This window comes from Rhizobium sp. ERR 942 (assembly GCF_007828395.1).
Lineage (GTDB): Bacteria > Pseudomonadota > Alphaproteobacteria > Rhizobiales > Rhizobiaceae > Rhizobium > Rhizobium dioscoreae.
This window is the reverse complement of record NZ_VIUA01000002.1, coordinates 450,202-468,849: the sequence shown is the minus strand read 5'-3', so window position 1 is coordinate 468,849 and position 18,648 is coordinate 450,202. Positions and strand designations below refer to the sequence as shown.

The window sequence follows — 18,648 nt, the reverse complement described above, 5'->3', positions numbered from 1 at the left end:
CCAGTTCCCCTTTTTGGCTTTTCAGAATTCTACTGTTGCAAGTGCCGCCTCGGCCGCCGCAAACAGCGCGGCCTCATCCAGTCCGGTGAATTCACCCTTTTGCCAGACGATGCGTCCGTTGATCATGGTCAGATCGGTCGGCATGCCGATCCCGACCTTCGCAATCAGGCTCAGCGGGTCATGCCGTGTGCCGACATAATCCATCCGCCGCGTATCGATAGCGAATAGGTCGGCGGCCATACCCGGGGCAAGTCGCCCGATATCTGTGCGTCCGAGCAGGCTTGCGCCTCCGCTTGTCGCATATCGCAGGAAGTCAAGCGGGGCAGGAACGGCGTGCGCGCGCGTCGAGGCTGTCAGGCATTGCAGCATGTAGGCGGAATGGATGCAGTGCATGAGGTTGGAGTTGTCGTTCGATGCGGCTCCGTCGCAGCCGAGGCCGATACGCAGGGCGAAAGCCTGCATCGCCGGAATATCGGTCACTTCGGCGCCGACAAGATAAACCGGCTCGGGGCAATGGGAAACGCCGGTGCCGCTTGCCGCCATCTTGCGCAACTCGTCATGCGTCAGTTCCCAGCAATGGGCATAGAAGGTGTCGGGACCGGCAAAGCCCAATTCGGCGCAGTAATCGACCGTGCGCATGCCATGCCGCGCCTCGATGACAGGGCTTTCGCCTTCGCCGACATGGGTATGCAGCTGAACGCGGCGATCACGCGCCAGCGCGACCGACTCGACGAAGGTTTCACGATAGCAATTGACCGGCTGGCAAGGTGCGACAACCACCTGGCGCATGCTGAAGGGGCTGGCATCGTGATAGCTATCGATCAGCCGCGCGCAGTCGGCGATGAATTCGTCGGTGGTTTCGAGCATGGCATCAGGAATCGTCGACCCCTCGGACTTCGGCAGGGTGTTGCCGCCACGGCCTGCGTGAAAGCGCATTCCGAGCAATTCCGCCGCCTCGAACTGTCGATCGATCAGGCGCTTGCCCGCATGGCGGGGAAAGCAATATTGATGGTCGAAGGCGGTCGTGCAGCCATGCTTGATCATCTCGGCCATGGCGGTGACCGAAGAATGATAGAAACAGTCTTCCGTCAGCCGTGAGAAGATCGGATAGATCCGGTCGAGCCATTCGATGACCGAAAGCTTCGTCCAGTCGAGGTCGGCCCGGTTGCGCACGAAACACTGAAAGAAGTGGTGATGGGTGTTGACGAGCCCCGGATAGACGAACCAGCCAGATGCGTCCTGGACTGCCGTTCCTTCGGGTAAGCCGTTCAACGACAGGTTTTCGCCAATCGCCTGGATCGCCGAGCCCTTGGTGAGCAGGTCGACGTTCCGGCGCAAGCTCGGCCCATTGCCCTCATCGACGATAACTGCAGCGCAATTCTTCAGGAGATAACCGGTCATTCCATCATGCCTCTGCTGCCGGATGCGGATCGGGTTTCAGCTCGTGCAGGCGGTGAATGCCGGGCATTTCGATGAAACCGGGCAGGCTGCGGATGGCGCGCATCCAGAGGCGGATCAAGGGATAGGGATCAAGCGGGATGCCGCCGTCAGGCGCAAGCGCGACATAGGGAAAGCAGGCGATATCGGCGATCGTCGGCTCACTTGCCGCAAGAAACCGCATGCCGCGCTCGCGCTGTTCGAAGAGGCCCGCTTCGAGCTCGCGCAGGGCAGCAATCCCTTGAGCCTGTAGAACCTTGATGTCACCCGGTCGCAGGAGCATTTCGTGGAGCCGCGCGCCGCCAAGATTGGCTGTCAGGCGATGCGAAAAGGAAAGCCATTGCTGCACGCGTGCTGTTTCCTGCGGCAAACTCCGGCCCAGCCATTGCGGCGCGGCATTGGCGGCGAGATAGGCAAGCATCGCCGAGGATTCGGTCAGCACGAGATCGCCATCCTCGAGGATCGGGATCGATCCCGCCGAATTGAGCGCCAGAAGCTCCGGCCCGCGATGCTCCGCGCCGGGATGGAAATCGACTGGCCGGATTTCGAGCTTGATGCCGAGGATCGCGGCCATCAGCCGGATCTTGTAGCAACTCGGCGATAGAACATAATCGTAGAGCTTCATTGTGCGACCAACTGTGCGCCGTAGGTATAGTTGTGGCGCTTGAGCCATCGCCGGTAGGCGACCGAGGTGAGGTCGGCCCTTGTTGGAATTTCCATGCCGGGATCGAGCGGAAGAAGCGCGGGTATCTGGTTTTCGAGGATCGAACGATCCTGCAGGAAGATCGTCTGTTGAAAGTGGATGAGATCGGTCATCGGCGTTTCATCATCGAAGAGCGCCATCCAGGGCCATACGTCGCATAGGTCTTCGGCAAGAGGCTGGACGAATAAGGTGATGACGTCCCATTCGCTGGGGCGCGGAGGGCATGTCTTGTAGAGGACCGAACAGGTCGGGGCCGGCACGCGGTACATATATTCGGTCGTAATGCCGCCGGTCGCGGATTTTGCAGCCTGCGGCTGGTAGAACTTCACCTGCGTTGCCCAGACTTCATCCACACCCTCACGGATCTCGACCTTGTAATTTTCGACCTCCGTATGTGGTTCCGCACCGAGGATGTCAGTATGGACGAAGGGAAAATGCGCGATGTCGAGAAAGTTCTCCACGGCGCGAAGCGGCGAACAGCGCACGCGGACCACGCCGACATCGACGAAGCGCCGGCCCGGCTGATCGGCCTCAGGAATGGCAAAAAGTTCTTTCTCCGGGTTTCCGAGGGAGGACCAGACATGGCCATACCGGACGCGGATGGGGAGGGCTCTTCCCTCGGCGGTCGTCACACGCGCATTGCCATCCTGATCGCGCGCGACCTCGATCGCCTCGCCCATCAGCCAGGTCTTGCTTCCCTTCTCGCTGAGCTGGCTGAAAAGGCCGACCGGATACCATTCATCGATCATCGCGCCGCCATTCATCATGCATTCTCCCTTTGGCGCTCTTCCGCGGCACGGCGGATGGATTCGACAATCCGGGATGCCGCAATGCGGTCTGCCGGGCTGCGATCCCTATCGATCAAGAGAAGAAGGAGCGTATGTTTTCCCTGAGGTGCCAGCAGCAGCCCGATCCAAGGAAATTGAGGTAGGCGAACCAGCCCCCTTGCATCATTCTTTGCCCCTGCCGCAGCTTCGATCTCCGCGACGCCCGTTTCAACGATCAGGGAGCGCAGCGGGATGAATTCCTCGAGCTGAGGAGGCGGTGTTGCCGGTTGTCCGATTGCCACCCATAGAACACCATCCGCTTCTTCCACTTGCTGGACGGCGACGCGGATGGTTTCCGGCGGAACGAGATCGGGATGGGCCGGAATGCGAATACATCCGCCTGACGGCGAATAGCTCCACCCGTGGTAGATGCAGGAGAGTGCCTCGCCGCGGACGAAGCCATGTGACAAGCTCATTCCGCGATGCGGACAGCGATCGGATGATGCGGTTGCGCGACCCGACTGACTGCGCCATAGAGCAATCGGGCCAACCGATGTCCAGGCCGGTATGACGGTTCCTGGTGGCAGATCGGAGGAAAGGGCGACTGGCGCCCAGGATCCGGCCCCATCAAATGGCATGGTCTCAACTCTCTAATTTCACCAATGGCTTAGCGCCACTGGTCATAGGCAGGCACTGATGCCTGCATCCCCTTAGCGTTCAAAGATTTTGCATAAATAATTCGCATTGGCAACAATGATTAAATAAAAGGCAATAGATCAGGAATTCCTAAGATGCGATGTTTCCGGCCCATTCATGACCCTGCGTTGAATCCCCTCAACCCAGACGTCGATCGGACCGAGTGAGCAGCCCATTTCCAGCATGTCGATCAGTTCCACAGGTCCGGTGACCTCAAGTTCGATCCGGGCCGCATCGGAATGGAAGAATGTCTGCGCAAGTCCGAGCTTGTTGGCGTGACGCCGGATCCACGGGACGAATGAGGCTGCGTTAAGGTCACCCAGTATCGTCATGCGCTCTCGAAGTTCACCTTGCGGCACGTGCATTCGCCAATGATCCCTGCCTTGCATCAAGATGACAGAATAACCGCTTCATGGGTTTGCGAAAGGGGGCATCTCCGAAAACAATGCTCCGCCGTCCCTGTGGACAGCGGAGCTAGAGGCTGTGTCAATTCTTGACGGTGTCTTCCAGGAAGAAGCGGCCAAGCGGGTTTTGATGGAAATTATCGATATTCTTGCGCGCGACGTTGATATAGGGGCTGTAATAGAGGTCGATCCAGTTGACGTCGTCCTTCGCCATCTTCTGCAGATCGATATACATCTGCTCGCGCTTCTTCGGATCCAGCTCCAGCCGCGCCTTGGCGACGAGGTCCTTTACCGCGTCGTTCTTGTAGTTGGTCATGTAGTTGTTGTTGGAATCGTGGCCGAGAACGAAGGTCGTCTTCTGGTCCGGATCGAGAATATCGTTGGTCCAGTAATTGACGGAAATGTCGTAGTCGCCAGCGATGGTCATGTCCCATTCCTGACTGGGGTCCACCTTTTGCAGGTCGGCGGTAATGCCGGCCTTGGCGAGTTGCTGCTGGACCAGCACGGCCGTCTGTTCATCCACTTCATCGCCGGCGCGAATGAGGTATTTTAACGTGAGATTGGAGACGCCGGCCGCTGAAAGCATCTGCTTGGCCTTTTCCGGATCGTAGGGGCGTTGCGGATTATCCGCATAGTAATACAAGGCGCCCTTGGGGATGTAGGAATTGGCGACGGTGCCCTGATGAAAGGTAACGGCGTCGACGATCGCCTTCTTGTCGATCGCCATATCCAGAGCCTGGCGGACCTCCTTCTTGCCGAGGTCGCCATGGGCGTGGTTGATCAGCAGGTGATCCTCACGCGTGGAAGGATCGATCAGCACGTTGAGGTTTGGGTCCTTTTTCAGCTCTTCGACACGCGAGAACGGAACGAAAATGGCGGTATCTAGCTGGCCGGCCTGCACGTTCAGCATCCGGGTGTTGTCGTCCGGTACCGAGATCCATTCGACGCCGTCGAGTTTCACGCGGTCGGCCTGCCAGAAATTCGGGTTCTTCTTCAGGATGATGCGATCGCCGCGGCGCCATTCCTCGACGGAGAAGGCGCCGGAGGCGATCGGCTTTTCCGCATAGGCATCCGGCCCCATCGATTCCATCCCGGCCTTCGAGATGACCGATGCGTTCGGCAATGCCAGCGTTGAAAGGAAGGGCGCCGATGCATGTTTGAGCTTGATCGTCAGCGTGTGCGGATCAGTCGCGACGGCGGTATCGATCACCTTGTATGAGTCGCTCCAGAGCGATGCCTTGTCGTCGCGGACGCGCAGCAGGCTGAAAGCTGCATCGTCAGCCGTCAGCGGCGAGCCATCGGAAAATTTCGCATCGCGAATCTTGAAGACATAGGTCAAGCCGTCATCCGAGGTCGTCCAGCTTTCCGCGAGACCCGGCTCCAGCTTCGTGCCCGTCTTGTCGACGCGCACCAGCACGTCGTAAACGTTGGAGAACACCCAGTTGTCGATATTCTGCGCTGTTTTGATCGGATCGAACGTCGTCGAGTCCTCACGGCGACCGATGGTCAGCACGCCGGCGGCTTCCGCATAGCTCGCGCTCAGCGTCAGGCCGGCGAGGACGGCGGCAAGCCCGATTGTCTTCCATTTGTTGATCATGAATTCGTTCCCTTCGTTGTTATCGCATGCGTTTGGCTGATTGTGTCTGCCCGGCGGGTGCCGCATCGCGTTCGCCATGCAAGGGCTTGTCCGGATCGATATCGGGAATGGCTGCAATGAGCGCCGAGGTATAGGCATGCTTCGGGCGGGAGAAGATCTCCTGCGAGCGGCCTTCCTCGACGATCTCGCCGCGATACATCACGACGGTCCGCTCACAGAGGTCGCGCACGATGGCGAGGTCGTGAGCGATGAAGATCAAGGTCAGGTTCATCCGGCGCGTCAGTTCACGGAAGAGATCGATGATCTGCGCTTGGATAGTGACATCAAGGGCGGCCACGCATTCGTCGGCGATGATGAGCTTCGGATCGACCGCAAGCGCCCTTGCAATGCCGGCACGTTGGCATTGGCCACCGCTCATGCTGCGCGGCTTGCGATCGGCGAATTCGCGCTCCAGGCCGACGAGATCGAGCAATTCGCCGATGCGCGCGGGGATGTCGGCCTTTGCGACCTTGCCGTGGACTTTCAGCACTTCGGCAAGCGTCTGGCCGATCGTCAGGCGCGGGTTGAGCGCGTTGAACGGGTCCTGGAAGACCATCGCGGTTTCGCGCCGGAGCCTTGCGAGGCCGACACTTTTCTGCTGGGTCAGATCGATGCCGTCGAAAGTGACATGGCCGGAGGAAATCGGGGTGAGGCCGAGAACGGCGCGCGCAAGCGTGCTCTTGCCGCTGCCGGATTCTCCCACAATGCCGATGGTTTCGCCCGGCATGATCTGCAGGCTGACGCCGGAAACGGCGCTGACCGTCTTTGCGCCGCTGCCCCTATAGAAGCCGCCGCCGACCCTGAAGTCTACACTCAGGTCATCGATTTCAAGCAGCGGCTTGGCTGACGTTTTCGGCCGGGTTGGTTCCGGCTGCGTCATTGCCGCTTCGTCGGGCAGGGAAGGGTGGCTGTTGATCAGATCGATCGTATAGGGGTTTTCAGGCCGACTGAGGATCGTCCTTTTGGGACCCTGTTCGAGCACCCGGCCGCTGCGCATGACGGCGATCCTGTCGCAGGTCTGGGCGACGATGCCGAGATCATGGGTTATGAGGATGATCGAAAGCCCGCGCTTGTCGCGAATGTCGATCAGAAGCCGCAGGATCTGCGCCTGGATGGTGACGTCGAGCGCCGTCGTCGGCTCATCGGCAATCAGGATCTTTGGATTGCAGGAGAGTGCGACGCCGATCATGGCGCGCTGCCGCATTCCGCCGGAAAACTCGTGCGGATAGCTGTCGTACTGCCTGGCGGGATCAGGAAAGCCGACCTGGGCGAGGATCTCGGTTGCGGCTGCGCGCGCCTCGCGCGTTTTGAGCCCCTGATGGTAGCGGATGCCTTCGGCGATCTGGTCGCCGATGCGCATGACGGGATCGAGATGGCTTGTCGGATTCTGGAAGATCATGCCGATTTCGCCGCCACGCACCTCAAGCATCTCGGCATCACTGATTTCCGTGAGCTCCCGCCCTTCGAGACGAATGGAGCCGCTTTCGATTTTCAGAAGCGACGAGGGCAGCAGACGCACCAGCGAACGGCACAGGAGGCTCTTGCCGGAGCCGCTTTCGCCGACGAGGCCGAGAATCTCGCCCTTGCCGAGATCAAGCGAAATGCCGTCGATCAGCGCGCGGGTGCCGCCATCAAGGTTGGCCTTCACCACGAGGTCTCGAACGGAGAGCAGGGGGGCGCTCATTCATGCACCCCGAGCAGCTCGCCGAGCGCATCGCCCAGCATGCTGAAGCCGAAGGCGAGGCAGACGATGGAAAGGCCGGGAAACAGCGTGATCCACCAGGCCGTGGTGATGAAGCTTTGGCCTTCCGCCACCATGACGCCCCATTCGGCAAGCGGCGGCTGAACCCCGAGGCCGAGATAGCTGACGGCCGCCCCGCTTAGGAGCACGAGTACGGCATCCGACATGGAGAAGACGATCGAGCCGGCAATGGCATTCGGCAGCAGGTGGCGGAACATGATCCTGGGCCGGCTGAAGCCGAGGCTGACGGCGGCAACGGCATAGTCGCTGCCTTTCAGCACCAGCATCTGCGCGCGGATCAGGCGCGCATAGGAGACCCAGCCGACCAGGGCCATGGCAATATAGAAGCTGCTGAGCCCCGGTCCCAGAATGGCGATGATCGACAGCATCAGCACCAGGAAAGGGAAGGCGAGGATGATATCGACGATGCGCATGAAGAGCGCATCGACAATGCCGCCGAAGAAGCCGCCGATGGTGCCGACCGTGGTGCCGATCAGAAAGGGGAAAAGCACGCCGATCACGGCGATCTGCAGGTCGATGCGCGTACCCCAGATGACGCGGGAAAGAATGTCTCGTCCGAAATTGTCCGTGCCGAACGGATGCAGGAACGACGGCGCTTGCAGACGCATGTCGGCATTCTGGAAGATCGGATCATAGGGCGCGACAAGCGGCGCCAAGATTGCCAGAAGAAGGAAGAACAGAAGGATGCCGCCGCCGAGCGTCAGTGTCAGGTGCTTCCCCAAAAACCTGTTCCAGCCGAGGGAGGCGGTTGCTGTTGTGTCGATGCTCATAGCTTCACCCGAGGATCGACGGCGACCGTGACGATATCGGCGAGGAAATTGACCAGCACCGTGGCGCAGGCAAACACCATCGCAACACCCTGAACGACCATGTAGTCGCGCGAGAAGATGGCGCGCACCAGCAGTTGACCCATGCCGGGCAGGGCAAAGACGCTTTCGACGACGACCGTGCCGCCGATCAGCCAGCCGATGTTGACGGCGAGCAGGTTGATAGTCGGCACCAGCGAGTTCGGCACGACATGCCGCCAGAAGACGATGCCCTCAGGCATACCCCGGGCGCGGGCCGCAGTCGCCACATCCGATTTAAGAGATTCGATCATCGCCGCCCGCAGGCTGCGCGTCAGCACGGTCGAAAGCGACAGCGCGACCGTCAGGGCTGGCAGGATGAGATGGGCGATCTTCTCGCCGATTGTCGAGCCATATCCCGAGACCGGCAGCATCCCGAGTTGAACGCTGAACAGGATGATCAGCATCAGCCCCAGCCAGAAGGGCGGGAAGCCGATGCCGAAGGTCGAGACCACGCGCACGATGTGATCCGGTGCGCGCCCGACATTGCGTGCGGCAATCGCCGACATCGGCACGGCAATCAGGATCGACAGAATGACGCTCGAGACGACCAGCGAGACGGTCGGTTCGATCCGCGTCGAAATCAGCGGCAGCACGTCGATCTTGTAGAGGATCGATTTGCCCATCTCGCCATTACCGAGATTCCTGATGAAATAGAAATATTGCAGCCACATCGGCTGATCGAGGCCGTATTGCGCGCGGATGCTGGCAAGGGCGGTCGGTGTGGCACGCGTGCCGAGGATATTGCGCGCGGGATCGCCGGGAATGAGGCGGACCAGAACGAATGTGATGACGCTGATGCCGAAGAGGACAGGCAGGAACTGCAGCGGTCGCGTCAGTACGAATCTATAGCGATGCATGGCGGCGATCGCCCCCTTGTCGTCGGTGGGATTGGATCACCTTAGTTTGCATCAGCTTGCCCTATGCCGCGACAGGAAGTCGAGGAGCGCCGGATAGTAATCCCACGGGTTCTCATAGAAAGGCATGTGGCTGGCATTGGCGAAGACCTTGAGTTCGGCATCCTTCAAGGCACGCTTCATCCTAAGCGCACAGGCCGGCGTCAATTCGTCATGTTCGCCCGCCGTGATCAGCACCGGCATGGCAAGCTGCGGAAGGTCCGGAATGCGGTTCCAGTCCTTGAGATTGCCGATATAGAGAAATTCGTTCGGCCCCTGCATCGTCTCGTAGGGACCCATGTTCCAATCGTCGAGCGAACGGCGGACGGGTGCCGGCCATTCCGGCAGACGGCAGACGTGGCGATAATTGAGGATGGTGACGGCGGCGAGATATTCGGGGTGATTATAGGTGCCCTGCGCCTCGTGCTTCTGCATCATGGCGACGGTTTCCGGCCCGAGTGCCGCGCGCAGCCGCTCCAGTTCGGAAATCAGATGCGGCATGTCGGCGACGGTATCTTCGAGGATCAGCGTCTCAAGGTTCTCGGGATAGGTCAGGGCATAGTCGATCGCCAGCCAGCCGCCCCAGGAGTGACCGAGCATGTGGACCTTGCCGAGGCCGAGCGCCTTGCGTACGGTTTCAGTCTCCTCGACATAGCGGCCGATGGTCCATAGACCCTTGTCTGTGGGACGGTCGGAGGCGCCGGTGCCGAGCTGGTCGAAGGCGACGACCCTGTACCCCTTGTCGATCAGGCAGGAATGCGCCTCGCGCAGATAGTCGCAGGGCAAGCCTGGGCCGCCATTCAGGCAGTAGACCGTCTCCGGCCCGCTGCCGAAGCTGTAGGCAACCACCTTGTAGCCATCGACCTCGACGACATACCGCGCCTCCGGCTCAATTTCACGCCACATTGATAACTCCGGCGAAAGATTCTGCTTGCTCAATATTTGAGCATGGCTAAATTTTTACCTTAAACCGCGCTCGGCACCAGCTATAAGAAGTGATAGGTTGGGAGGTCGCAGGCTCAGACGGGAACCGCTGCATGTTCGATCAAATCGGAACCATCAGGCGCCAGTTCACGGCGCATCAGACGCTGGACGGCCGTATCGATCATATCTTCGAGAGCATGAAGGCAATCGGTTTCGAGGCTTTGATCTACGATTATTCGCCGGTGCCCTACGACCTAGACGGCAAGATCATGATCCCTTCGCTTCTGAAGCTCAGGAACATCTCCGACGACATGTATGAATATTGGTTCGATCGCGGCTATTTCCGCATCGATCCCGTACAGCAAGTGGCGCTACGGACTTCGGCGCCGTTCTTCTGGAATTACGATCCCGATGCCGATACGCTGATCAAGCGCTTCATGAGCGAGGATACGGTTCCCGTTGCGCGATATTTGAGCGAGCGCGACATGTCGACGGGTGTCACTGTGCCGGTGCACATGCCGCGCGGCGATTATGCGACGGTCACCGGAATTCGATTTGGTGCCAACAAGGAGTTCGAGCGCGACGCTCTGCGCTATATCGCCGATTTCAACCTGCTTGCGCATGTCTTTCATGAGACGGCCTATTCGCTCTTTGATACCGCAGCGCTGAGTGTCGGCAAAATCCGGCTGACGGAGCGCGAGAGGGAATGCCTGCGCTATTCCGCCGAGGGCTATTCCGCCAAGGAGATCTCGCGCATCATCGATCGCTCGGTGCCGACCGTCGTCATGCACTTGAATGCCGCGGCAAAGAAGCTCGGCGCCAAGAACCGCACGCAGGCAGTCGTCCGGGCCACGCATTATCGCCTGCTGGACGCACAGCCATCCTATAACTTGTGATAGCTGCCGTACCCGTTTCGGCCGCGTTATGGTCTGGTCCATCGAAGCCTGGAGATGGAGAGACACGTGGCCGCAATCCCGACGCAGGAAGCCTTTCTGCCCTTCCGTGAATACCGGACATGGTACCGCATCACCGGCTCGCTCGATTCCGGCAGGCTGCCGCTCGTCGTCGCCCATGGCGGGCCGGGCTGCACTCATGACTACGTCGACAGCTTCAAGGGCATTGCCGAAATCGATGGCCGCGCCGTCATCCACTATGATCAACTCGGCAATGGCAAGTCCACGCGCCTGCCGGAGAAAGGCCCCGATTTCTGGACGCCGGCGCTTTTCCTCGATGAGCTGGATGCGTTATTAAGGCATCTCGGCATTCAGGAGCGCTACGCCTTTCTCGGGCAATCCTGGGGCGGCATGCTGGGTGCCGAACATGCGGTGCGTCGACCAAAGGGTCTGAAAGCGCTCGTGATCGCCAATTCGCCGGCCAACATGCATACCTGGGTCGCGGAAGCGAACCGTCTTCGCGAGGAGCTGCCGCAGGAGGTGCAGGATACGCTGCTAAGGCACGAACGGGCCGGCACGATCACCGATCCGGAATATATCGCCGCTTCCCGCGTCTTTTACGATCGCCATGTCTGCCGTGTCGTGCCTTGGCCGGAGGAGGTTGCTCGCACCTTCGCTACCATGGACGAGGACAATACCGTCTACCGCAATATGAACGGCCCGACCGAGTTTCACGTCATCGGCACCATGAAGGATTGGACGATCGAAGACAGGCTTGCCCTTATCGAAGCACCGACCTTGCTGATTTCGGGCAAGTATGACGAGGCGACGCCGCTGGTGGTCAAGCCTTATGTCGATGGCGTCAAGGGTTGCGAGTGGGTGCTCTTTGAAAATTCGAGCCACATGCCGCATGTCGAAGAGAAGGATCTTTGCCTGAAGACCGTGTCAGGCTTTCTGGAGCGGCATGACTGATCTTTGGGCCTTGACGGGATATCCAATTGCGCCGCCCACGTCGCTTCTTCCGGCGTGGATCAACTCGGCTCGCTAGTGGAATAGCGCAACGTTCTAGATTGGTTTGTGGAGCATAGGGCGGCCGTTGTCGAAGCTCTTGCGCCCCTTTTTCCAGCCGGCAATCACTCGGGCAATCTCGCGCACGGCCGCACCGGGGCCGGTACTGTCGAGGAGCACGATCGTCGCTTCGTCGCCGGCTTGCAGGCATGTGCTGCCGTCGCGTTGGCCCGCTGTCATTCCGGTCACCATGTCGAAAACCAGGCTCATATCTTCGTCACGTGAAAGCTGGGCGATATTGGCGTAAAGGTTGGCCATGCGAATGAGCGAAGCGTCGCCATAGGGCGTGAAGGGATTGAGAATATTGTTGGTCGCGATGGACGTGACGACTCCTCTTCCTGCAAGCAGATGGGCCGGCGCTACGCCACGTGGAACCAGCCGGTCTTGACCTCGGCCCATGAGAAACAGATCGGTTGCCGGAAGCACCGATAAAGCGATCCCTGCTTTTGCCAGGTCATCGGCAATAGCAAGAATCTGCGCCTGCGGCATGGCCGACAGATTGGTGACGTGGCCGATCGATACGCGGCCCTGCCAGCCATGACGGAGCGTCGCGTCAATCACGTCAGGCAGATCGGTTCGATCCGGATCGAGACTAAAATCGAGATGAAAGTCGACCGCGACATTGTGTTTTGATGCGAGGGCGAAAATCATGTCCACGTGCCGGGCGGGGGAAGGATCTGTATAGGGGCAGCCACCCACCAGATCCGCACCATCGGCAAGTGCTGCGTCGAGCATGTCGTATGTTTGGGGTTCGTTCGTGAGCCCGTCCTGGGCAAAAGCACAGATTTCGATATCGATTGCGAAAGCATAATCCCGACGGAGACGCTTGATCGCTTCGAAGGAGCGGAAGCCCGCGCGCGGATCGATTTCGACGAAGGTGCGCATCCGCGTCGTGCCATGGGATATCGCTTTCTCCACGACGTGTGCAGCGCGCGAATAAACATCGGCTTCTTCAAAGCCGGCCTTGGCTTTGGCGACTTCCCGCACGGCCTCAGCCAGCGTGCCCTCGCAAATCGTGCAGCGATCGAGAATGCAGGCCTTATCGAGATGAATGTGAGTATCGACAAATCCGCCGAAGGCGAAGCTTCCCCCGCCGTCGACGTCCGATATTGCGTCGCACCGAATGCGGGGTTCGATGGTTGCGATCCGGTCACCCCGCACGCCGATGTCGACGAAATCGCCATCTTCTACGACACGGACATTTCGAATGATGAGATCGAACGGTTGGCCGTTGGCGCTCACAGCAGGATCGCGCCTCCGTCGCTCCGCGGATCATGCGCGCCGTCGATCGCCCCGTCTTCGCCGATGCGGATCACGCCGGCTTGGCCCCCAAGTGGACTGAAGGCATCGATGGTGGAGATCTCATGTCCCATGGCGGCGAGGACGGAAACCGTTTCGGCGCCAATATTTTCCTCGATCTTTAAGCTATCCCGACTGTCGGAAAATGTGCGGCCGAGCAAGAAGCGCGGGCGTGCGAGTGCTGCAGCGGGATCAAGGCCGTGGTCGATCAGCAGGCTGAGCAGCAGCGACAGGGTCTGGGGTTGACCGTCCGCACCCTGTGTGCCGTAGACCAGATGCGGACGCCCGTCCTTGAGCGCAAGGCCCGGGTTAAGCGTATAGAAAGGACGCTTTCCCGGTTGGATGCAATTGGGATTTACCGGATCGGTGCTGAAGGCCGCCCCTCTGTTTTGCCAGAGGAGGCCAGTGTCGCCGACCACCACGCCGCTGCCCCAGTCGAAATAGAGGCTTTGCAGCAGCGACGCACATCTTCCGTCTGCATCCACGACGGCAAGCAGCGCCGTGTCGCCGTGTCGATAATCTTGTGGCCAAGGCAGGGCTTGTGCCGGATCGATCGCCGCAGCCTTGGCGGCAAGGCGCTTTGGATCGAGGAGATATTTCGAGACGTCCTCGGCGAAACGAGGATCGGCGATCGCATGCCGATTGAGGAACGCCTGTTTCACGGCTTCGACCAGCGCATGATAATAGGCTGGACCGTCGGGTTGGAAATTTGCCATCGGCAGATGGTCGAGCACACCCATGATACCGAGGGTGGTTATTCCTTGCGTCGGTGGGGGTGGAGCAAGAAGTATCGTGTCGCGATACGCCTGCTGGAGAGGAGCCGCGACATCAGTCCGCGTGGCAGCAAGATCTGCGGCCGAAAGAGGAGAGCCGGCCTCGGCAAGCCCGTTTACAATTCGACGGGCGAGAGCCCCCTCATAGAATTCGCGGGTGCCGTGACGCGCTATGGCTTTGAGCGTCTGCGCCAAGCCAGGCTGGTGCTGGATTCCGCCGGACTGGAAGAGCCCGGTGAAGCCTGGCCAGTTCCTCAGTTCATCGCGCCGGAATTCGTACCAGAAGGCTTGCGACCTGCTGACTTCGAAGCCGGCGTCCGCCAGTGCGATGGCGTCGTCGAGAAGGGCCGGCAATCGCTCCGTGCCGCCCCATGCGTCGGCGGAATAGGCAAGCACTTTCTCCCAACTATCCACGAGGCAGGCCGTCGTCAGGGTAGAGGCCGCGCCCCGCAAAGGTATGTCTCCACGCGGAATGGCCGCAGCCGCCTGCCCGATACCGAGGAAAGTCTGAGCATTGCCTACTTCGTCCGCCACCAGCCAGACAGCGTCACCGCCCAGCCCGCAGAAATGGGGGTAGGTTACCGATAGAGCAGCTCCGGCCGCGACCAGTGCCTCAATCGCATTGCCGCCGCGTCTGAGCACTTTCGCGCCTGCTTCGCTGGCCTGCCAATGCGGTGTCGCAATCATGGCGCGGGACGATGGCGAATTGGTTTGAGCGGTCTGTCTGGTGGAGGGAATCATGAAAACAGCGGTCGCCCGGATGGCGATGATGTCTTATTCGGCATTGGTAAATCCTGGCGGCATGGTCTGGAAAACCGGACATGCAATACCGATGCCATAAGGCGCCGCAGCTGCGCGATCATGATTCAAGCCATTGTATCTATTCAGAATAAATCAGTCCCTTGTTGCCAAGGCTGCAAAGATGCCAAAGGCCGATCTTGCGTTCATGCCTCAGCGAGTGCCCAGGAATTCGCATGTTCGTGTATGGGTGATGGAAAAAGTGGCGGTTCAGTCCCCGATGTGGCCTGGAAGACGGAGCTGCCATTGAATGACGCACTGGGCTGTCTGCGGGAGCTATCCGTAATCTCGATCGCAGCGCATTACACCATTGTCTACGCTAAAGTGATGCTCGGGATGCCTCCGCCACCGCCCCCTGCAATGAAGACGGTGGTGAATGACTTTTTCAGCCATGAGAGGGATGACAAAGCCGTTCGCTCTCCTATTCTCACGGAGCAGATCATTTCTTTCATATCGGCAGCCGCCGATTTCGATCTTGACCGTCGGGAGGACATCATGACGCGCACGGTGATTATCGGTGCAACGGGCCATATCGGCACCTATCTCGTGCCGCGGCTCGTGGAAGCAGGGCATGAGGTCGTGGCGATCAGCCGCGGCCACGCCAAACCCTATTCGCCGAACAAAGCGTGGAATGATGTGGAGATGCAGGCGATGGATCGCTCCGCCATGGAGAAGGAGGGCAGCTTCGGTCCAGCCATTCGCGCCTTGAAACCGGATATCGTCATCGACATGATCTGCTTCACGCTCGACAGCGCAAGGCATCTGACCGAGGCGCTCACCGATCATGTCGGCCATTTCCTGCATACGGGTACGATCTGGACACATGGATTTTCGACTGTGGTTCCGACGCCGGAAGAGGCGCCGAAGCGGCCCTTCGGCGACTATGGCATCCAGAAGGCGGCGATCGAAGCGCATCTGCTTGAGGAGGCGCGCCGCAGGGGATTTCCCGCAACCCTGATCCATCCCGGCCATATTGTCGGTCCAGGCTGGGAGCCTCTTAATCCCGCCGGGCATTTCAATCTGTCGGCGTTTTCGACATTGGCGCGCGGTGAAACCCTCGTCCTGCCGAATTTCGGCCTGGAGACGGTTCACCATGTCCATGCCGATGATGTCGCGCAAATGTTCATGGGCGCTATCGCCAATTGGCGGGCCTCGACAGGAGAGGCTTTCCATGCGGTTTCAAGCGGTGCGCTGACGCTTAGAGGCTATGCCGAAGCGATGTCGCGCTGGTTCGGACATGAGCCGAAGCTGGAATTCCTGCCCTATGAAGCATGGGCCGAAGGCCAGTCGGCGGAAGATGCGCAGGCGACCTGGGAGCACATTGCCAGAAGCCCGAATTGCTCGATTGCGAAGGCCGAGAGGCTGCTTGGATACCGGCCGCGCTATACGTCGCTGCAGGCCGTTCAGGAGGCGGTTGCCTGGCTGATGGCGAATGGTCGGATCGGTTGAAAGGCCAGTCTTTAAGCCTGGTCAGTGGTTCTGAGCCAAGCATCCATGCCTTTTGCTGCCGCATGCCCGGTTGCAAAGCAGGCCGTCAGAAGATAGCCGCCGGTCGGCGCTTCCCAATCGATCATTTCTCCGGCCGCGAACAGGCCGGGAAGTTTCTTCAGCATGTATCTCTCGTCGAGCTCATCCCAGCGAATGCCGCCGGCAGACGAGATGGCTTCGGCAATGGGCCTTGGCCGCAGCAACGGAATCGGCAGGGCTTTGATCAGGCGGGCAAGACTTTCCGGATGCGAGAGAACGGCGGGTTCGGCAAGCTCGCGCAAAAGGCCTGCCTTGACGCCCTCGATGCCGGCACCCTTGCGCAGGCGATTAGAGAAGCTGGCCTTTGGGTCCTGCCGCGTCAGATCGCGCGCCAAGCGCGCCTCATCGCGTCCCGGTGCCAGATCGACAATGAGCGAAGCCTCGCCCATTTTTGCCAACCGGTCGCGCAACGAGGCGGCATGCGCATAAACCAGACTGCCCTCGATTCCCGTTCTCGAGATGACGAATTCGCCGGGAAAAGTCCCTTCTTCCGATGTAGCCGTCACGGATTTGAGGGGTTCGCCGGCAAAGCGCTCGCTGAAGGTCGCACTCCAGGTGACGTCGAAACCGCAATTGGCCGGCTGGAAGGCGGCGATATCGATGCCTTTGCCCCGAAGCCAGCTGACCCATGCCGCATCCGATCCGAGCCGGGCATAGCTTGCCCCGCCGAGTGCCAGCAGAACGGTGTCATGATGCACGAGCTCGCGCCCATTCGGTGTTTCGAAGACCAGACTGTCGTCCTCGAAGCCGCACCAGCGATGCCGCGTCATGATGCTGACATTACCCGCCTGCAGCCTGGCCAGCCAGGCACGCAGCAGCGGCGAGGCCTTCATGACTTTCGGGAAGACGCGGCCGGATGAGCCGATGAAGGTTTCCGTTCCCAGGCCTTTCGCCCAGGCTCTGATGTCATCCGGTTGGAAATCGTCAAGCGCTGCGCGCAATCGGGACGAGGCGGCGCCGAAGCGGTTGGCAAAGACACCGTAATCTTCCGAATGCGTGATGTTGAGACCGGACTTTCCGGCCAGCAGAAACTTGCGCGCAACCGTCGGCATGGTGTCGTAGATCACGACGCGATGGCCAATCCGCGATAAGGTCTCTGCCGCCATCAACCCGGCAGGGCCGCCGCCAATGATTGCGATTTGCTTTTTTGTCATACTCACCCGGTGCCGCTTGCCTACTGTTCTCTAGGGCCGGATGGTGGCCGAACGCAAGATCGCCGCCGTCGCGGTCCAATCTCACTGTCGTTGAGCCGGGTTACGGCAGCGCCGGAAATCCCACGTTTCCTCTCGTATCCTTCATATCCACGTTTAAATCGATATAACCATATGGTTACTATTGCTTCTGATTCACCGGGGGCTGTCAACTTATGCGATGATCGGTTACTTATCGGCGTGAGGGTGGGCCGCATAAGCCTTACAAAATGCCGCCGGGAGCCATGATGTCAGAAGCCAAGACCGTGAAGCGCAGCGCAAGGAATGCAGGCCTTGCGAATGCAGAGAAAACTCCCTCGCGCGCAGCTTCGGAACGGCCCCGTCTCAGGGATGCGGAACGCACCAGCAAGGCGATTTTGGCGGCCGCGACCAAGGAATTTGCCGAGCGCGGCTATGGCGGTGCTCGCGTCGATGCCATCGCCGAACGGGCGAAAATCAATAAGCGGATGCTCTATCACTATTTCGGCGGCAAGGATGCGCTCTACGTCGCCGTTCTCGAAGGCAGTTATATCGCCATCCGTTCGGCGGAAGCACGGCTCGACCTCTCGCACCGCTCCCCTGCAGACGGCTTGCGGGAGCTCGTCGTCTTCACCTGGCAATATTTTCTGGATCACCCGGAATTCCTAGGAATCCTCAGCACGGAAAACATGCATAAGGCCCGCTTCCTGAAGCGTTCGGCGCGCATTTTCGAGCTGCACTCGCCGCTGGTGTCGGAGATCTCCGGCCTGCTGGACCGTGGCGCGGCCGCGGGCGTATTCCGCAGCGGCTGCGATCCGGTGAAGATCTATATGAGCATCGCGGCCCTCGGCTCGTTCTTCCTGACGAACCGTTGGACGCTCTCGACGATCTTCCGTCGCAATCTCTCGGACAAGAGCGAAATCGACGCCTGGGGGGAGCATATCGTCGACGTGATTTTCGCCTATCTGCGTCCCTGAAATCTCCCGCGCAACAGACTCAGCAACGATAGACGATTGCCGCTGCGGCCATTGACGATGGCCGTTGACAGCAT

Annotated in this window: 17 protein-coding genes; 4 read left to right on the top strand and 13 right to left on the bottom strand. The window is 59.9% G+C overall.

The annotated features are described in order from the left end of the window. Window positions 1-21 precede the first annotated feature (21 nt). The 10 genes from FBZ97_RS09055 to FBZ97_RS09010 form a co-directional block, all read right to left on the bottom strand. Entirely contained in the window at window positions 22-1,401 is a 1,380-nt protein-coding gene (locus FBZ97_RS09055) for an amidohydrolase (RefSeq protein ID WP_145318584.1), read from the bottom strand. 4 nt (window positions 1,402-1,405) lie between these two features. Beyond that, window positions 1,406-2,062: a glutathione S-transferase family protein gene (locus FBZ97_RS09050; protein ID WP_145318581.1), complete on the bottom strand. Its 657-nt coding sequence runs from the start codon at window positions 2,060-2,062 to the stop codon at window positions 1,406-1,408. Further along, window positions 2,059-2,904 (bottom strand): aromatic ring-hydroxylating dioxygenase subunit alpha, encoded by an 846-nt coding sequence (locus FBZ97_RS09045; RefSeq protein WP_145319998.1) that lies wholly within the window; start codon window positions 2,902-2,904, stop codon window positions 2,059-2,061. The genes FBZ97_RS09050 and FBZ97_RS09045 overlap by 4 nt, the downstream gene beginning before the upstream one ends. Next, the gene (locus FBZ97_RS09040; protein WP_145318578.1) at window positions 2,904-3,545 is read right to left on the bottom strand and encodes a Rieske 2Fe-2S domain-containing protein; all 642 of its coding nucleotides are present in this window, start codon (window positions 3,543-3,545) and stop codon (window positions 2,904-2,906) included. Before FBZ97_RS09040 ends, FBZ97_RS09045 begins: the two co-directional genes overlap by 1 nt. Before the next feature lie 138 nt (window positions 3,546-3,683). Continuing rightward, window positions 3,684-3,968: an acylphosphatase gene (locus FBZ97_RS09035; RefSeq protein WP_145318575.1), complete on the bottom strand. Its 285-nt coding sequence runs from the start codon at window positions 3,966-3,968 to the stop codon at window positions 3,684-3,686. A gap of 121 nt (window positions 3,969-4,089) precedes the next feature. Then, window positions 4,090-5,604, bottom strand: a complete 1,515-nt coding sequence (locus FBZ97_RS09030) for an ABC transporter substrate-binding protein (RefSeq protein WP_145318572.1) — start codon at window positions 5,602-5,604, stop codon at window positions 4,090-4,092. Window positions 5,605-5,623: 19 nt separating this feature from the next. Next, a complete protein-coding gene (locus tag FBZ97_RS09025) occupies window positions 5,624-7,327 on the bottom strand; it encodes an ABC transporter ATP-binding protein (protein WP_145318569.1) in 1,704 nt (567 codons plus the stop codon). Continuing rightward, entirely contained in the window at window positions 7,324-8,175 is an 852-nt protein-coding gene (locus FBZ97_RS09020; RefSeq protein ID WP_145318566.1) for an ABC transporter permease, read from the bottom strand. Before FBZ97_RS09020 ends, FBZ97_RS09025 begins: the two co-directional genes overlap by 4 nt. Next, window positions 8,172-9,110, bottom strand: coding sequence for an ABC transporter permease (locus FBZ97_RS09015; RefSeq protein ID WP_113329741.1), 939 nt, complete (start codon window positions 9,108-9,110; stop codon window positions 8,172-8,174). The genes FBZ97_RS09020 and FBZ97_RS09015 overlap by 4 nt, the downstream gene beginning before the upstream one ends. 51 nt (window positions 9,111-9,161) lie before the next feature. Next, window positions 9,162-10,052 (bottom strand): proline iminopeptidase-family hydrolase, encoded by an 891-nt coding sequence (locus FBZ97_RS09010; protein WP_145318563.1) that lies wholly within the window; start codon window positions 10,050-10,052, stop codon window positions 9,162-9,164. Window positions 10,053-10,183: 131 nt separating this feature from the next. Here FBZ97_RS09010 and FBZ97_RS09005 point away from each other — a divergent pair, with 131 nt between their 5' ends. Then, window positions 10,184-10,966, top strand: coding sequence for a LuxR family transcriptional regulator (locus tag FBZ97_RS09005; RefSeq protein WP_145318561.1), 783 nt, complete (start codon window positions 10,184-10,186; stop codon window positions 10,964-10,966). Between the two features lie 54 nt (window positions 10,967-11,020). Continuing rightward, window positions 11,021-11,935, top strand: coding sequence for a proline iminopeptidase-family hydrolase (locus FBZ97_RS09000; protein ID WP_183809014.1), 915 nt, complete (start codon window positions 11,021-11,023; stop codon window positions 11,933-11,935). A 93-nt stretch (window positions 11,936-12,028) separates the two neighbouring features. On the opposite strand, the gene FBZ97_RS08995 is transcribed toward FBZ97_RS09000, so the two are convergent. Together FBZ97_RS08995 and FBZ97_RS08990 are read right to left on the bottom strand one after the other, a co-directional pair. Continuing rightward, window positions 12,029-13,273 (bottom strand): amidohydrolase family protein, encoded by a 1,245-nt coding sequence (locus FBZ97_RS08995; protein WP_145318555.1) that lies wholly within the window; start codon window positions 13,271-13,273, stop codon window positions 12,029-12,031. Then, entirely contained in the window at window positions 13,270-14,844 is a 1,575-nt protein-coding gene (locus tag FBZ97_RS08990) for a gamma-glutamyltransferase (protein ID WP_145318552.1), read from the bottom strand. The genes FBZ97_RS08995 and FBZ97_RS08990 overlap by 4 nt, the downstream gene beginning before the upstream one ends. Before the next feature lie 552 nt (window positions 14,845-15,396). On the opposite strand from FBZ97_RS08990, the gene FBZ97_RS08985 reads away from it, so the two are divergent. Continuing rightward, window positions 15,397-16,350 carry an NAD(P)-dependent oxidoreductase gene (locus tag FBZ97_RS08985; protein ID WP_145318548.1) on the top strand — a complete coding sequence of 318 codons (954 nt, stop codon included), beginning with the start codon at window positions 15,397-15,399 and terminating at the stop codon, window positions 16,348-16,350. A gap of 11 nt (window positions 16,351-16,361) precedes the next feature. Here the strand turns inward: FBZ97_RS08985 and FBZ97_RS08980 are convergent, their stop codons facing one another. Then, window positions 16,362-17,582 (bottom strand): TIGR03862 family flavoprotein, encoded by a 1,221-nt coding sequence (locus tag FBZ97_RS08980; RefSeq protein ID WP_145318545.1) that lies wholly within the window; start codon window positions 17,580-17,582, stop codon window positions 16,362-16,364. 284 nt (window positions 17,583-17,866) lie between these two features. Between FBZ97_RS08980 and FBZ97_RS08975 the strand changes: the two genes are divergently transcribed. Next, on the top strand, window positions 17,867-18,574 hold the full coding sequence (locus FBZ97_RS08975; RefSeq protein WP_113329828.1) for a TetR/AcrR family transcriptional regulator: 708 nt from the start codon (window positions 17,867-17,869) through the stop codon (window positions 18,572-18,574). The last annotated feature ends 74 nt before the right edge of the window (window positions 18,575-18,648 follow it).

Bases quoted from the DNA above. Each gene is read 5' to 3' on its own strand.
- FBZ97_RS09040 (WP_145318578.1), bottom strand. From the start codon at position 3,545: ATGCCATTTGATGGGGCCGGATCCTGGGCGCCAGTCGCCCTTTCCTCC.
- FBZ97_RS09050 (WP_145318581.1), bottom strand. From the start codon at position 2,062: ATGAAGCTCTACGATTATGTTCTATCGCCGAGTTGCTACAAGATCCGG.
- FBZ97_RS09020 (WP_145318566.1), bottom strand. From the start codon at position 8,175: ATGAGCATCGACACAACAGCAACCGCCTCCCTCGGCTGGAACAGGTTT.
- FBZ97_RS09030 (WP_145318572.1), bottom strand. From the start codon at position 5,604: ATGATCAACAAATGGAAGACAATCGGGCTTGCCGCCGTCCTCGCCGGC.
- FBZ97_RS09015 (WP_113329741.1), bottom strand. From the start codon at position 9,110: ATGCATCGCTATAGATTCGTACTGACGCGACCGCTGCAGTTCCTGCCT.
- FBZ97_RS09025 (WP_145318569.1), bottom strand. From the start codon at position 7,327: ATGAGCGCCCCCCTGCTCTCCGTTCGAGACCTCGTGGTGAAGGCCAAC.
- FBZ97_RS09000 (WP_183809014.1), top strand. From the start codon at position 11,021: ATGGAGAGACACGTGGCCGCAATCCCGACGCAGGAAGCCTTTCTGCCC.
- FBZ97_RS08985 (WP_145318548.1), top strand. From the start codon at position 15,397: ATGACGCGCACGGTGATTATCGGTGCAACGGGCCATATCGGCACCTAT.
- FBZ97_RS08975 (WP_113329828.1), top strand. From the start codon at position 17,867: ATGTCAGAAGCCAAGACCGTGAAGCGCAGCGCAAGGAATGCAGGCCTT.
- FBZ97_RS09045 (WP_145319998.1), bottom strand. From the start codon at position 2,904: ATGAATGGCGGCGCGATGATCGATGAATGGTATCCGGTCGGCCTTTTC.
- FBZ97_RS08990 (WP_145318552.1), bottom strand. From the start codon at position 14,844: ATGATTCCCTCCACCAGACAGACCGCTCAAACCAATTCGCCATCGTCC.
- FBZ97_RS09055 (WP_145318584.1), bottom strand. From the start codon at position 1,401: ATGACCGGTTATCTCCTGAAGAATTGCGCTGCAGTTATCGTCGATGAG.
- FBZ97_RS09005 (WP_145318561.1), top strand. From the start codon at position 10,184: ATGTTCGATCAAATCGGAACCATCAGGCGCCAGTTCACGGCGCATCAG.
- FBZ97_RS08980 (WP_145318545.1), bottom strand. From the start codon at position 17,582: ATGACAAAAAAGCAAATCGCAATCATTGGCGGCGGCCCTGCCGGGTTG.
- FBZ97_RS09010 (WP_145318563.1), bottom strand. From the start codon at position 10,052: ATGTGGCGTGAAATTGAGCCGGAGGCGCGGTATGTCGTCGAGGTCGAT.
- FBZ97_RS09035 (WP_145318575.1), bottom strand. From the start codon at position 3,968: ATGCACGTGCCGCAAGGTGAACTTCGAGAGCGCATGACGATACTGGGT.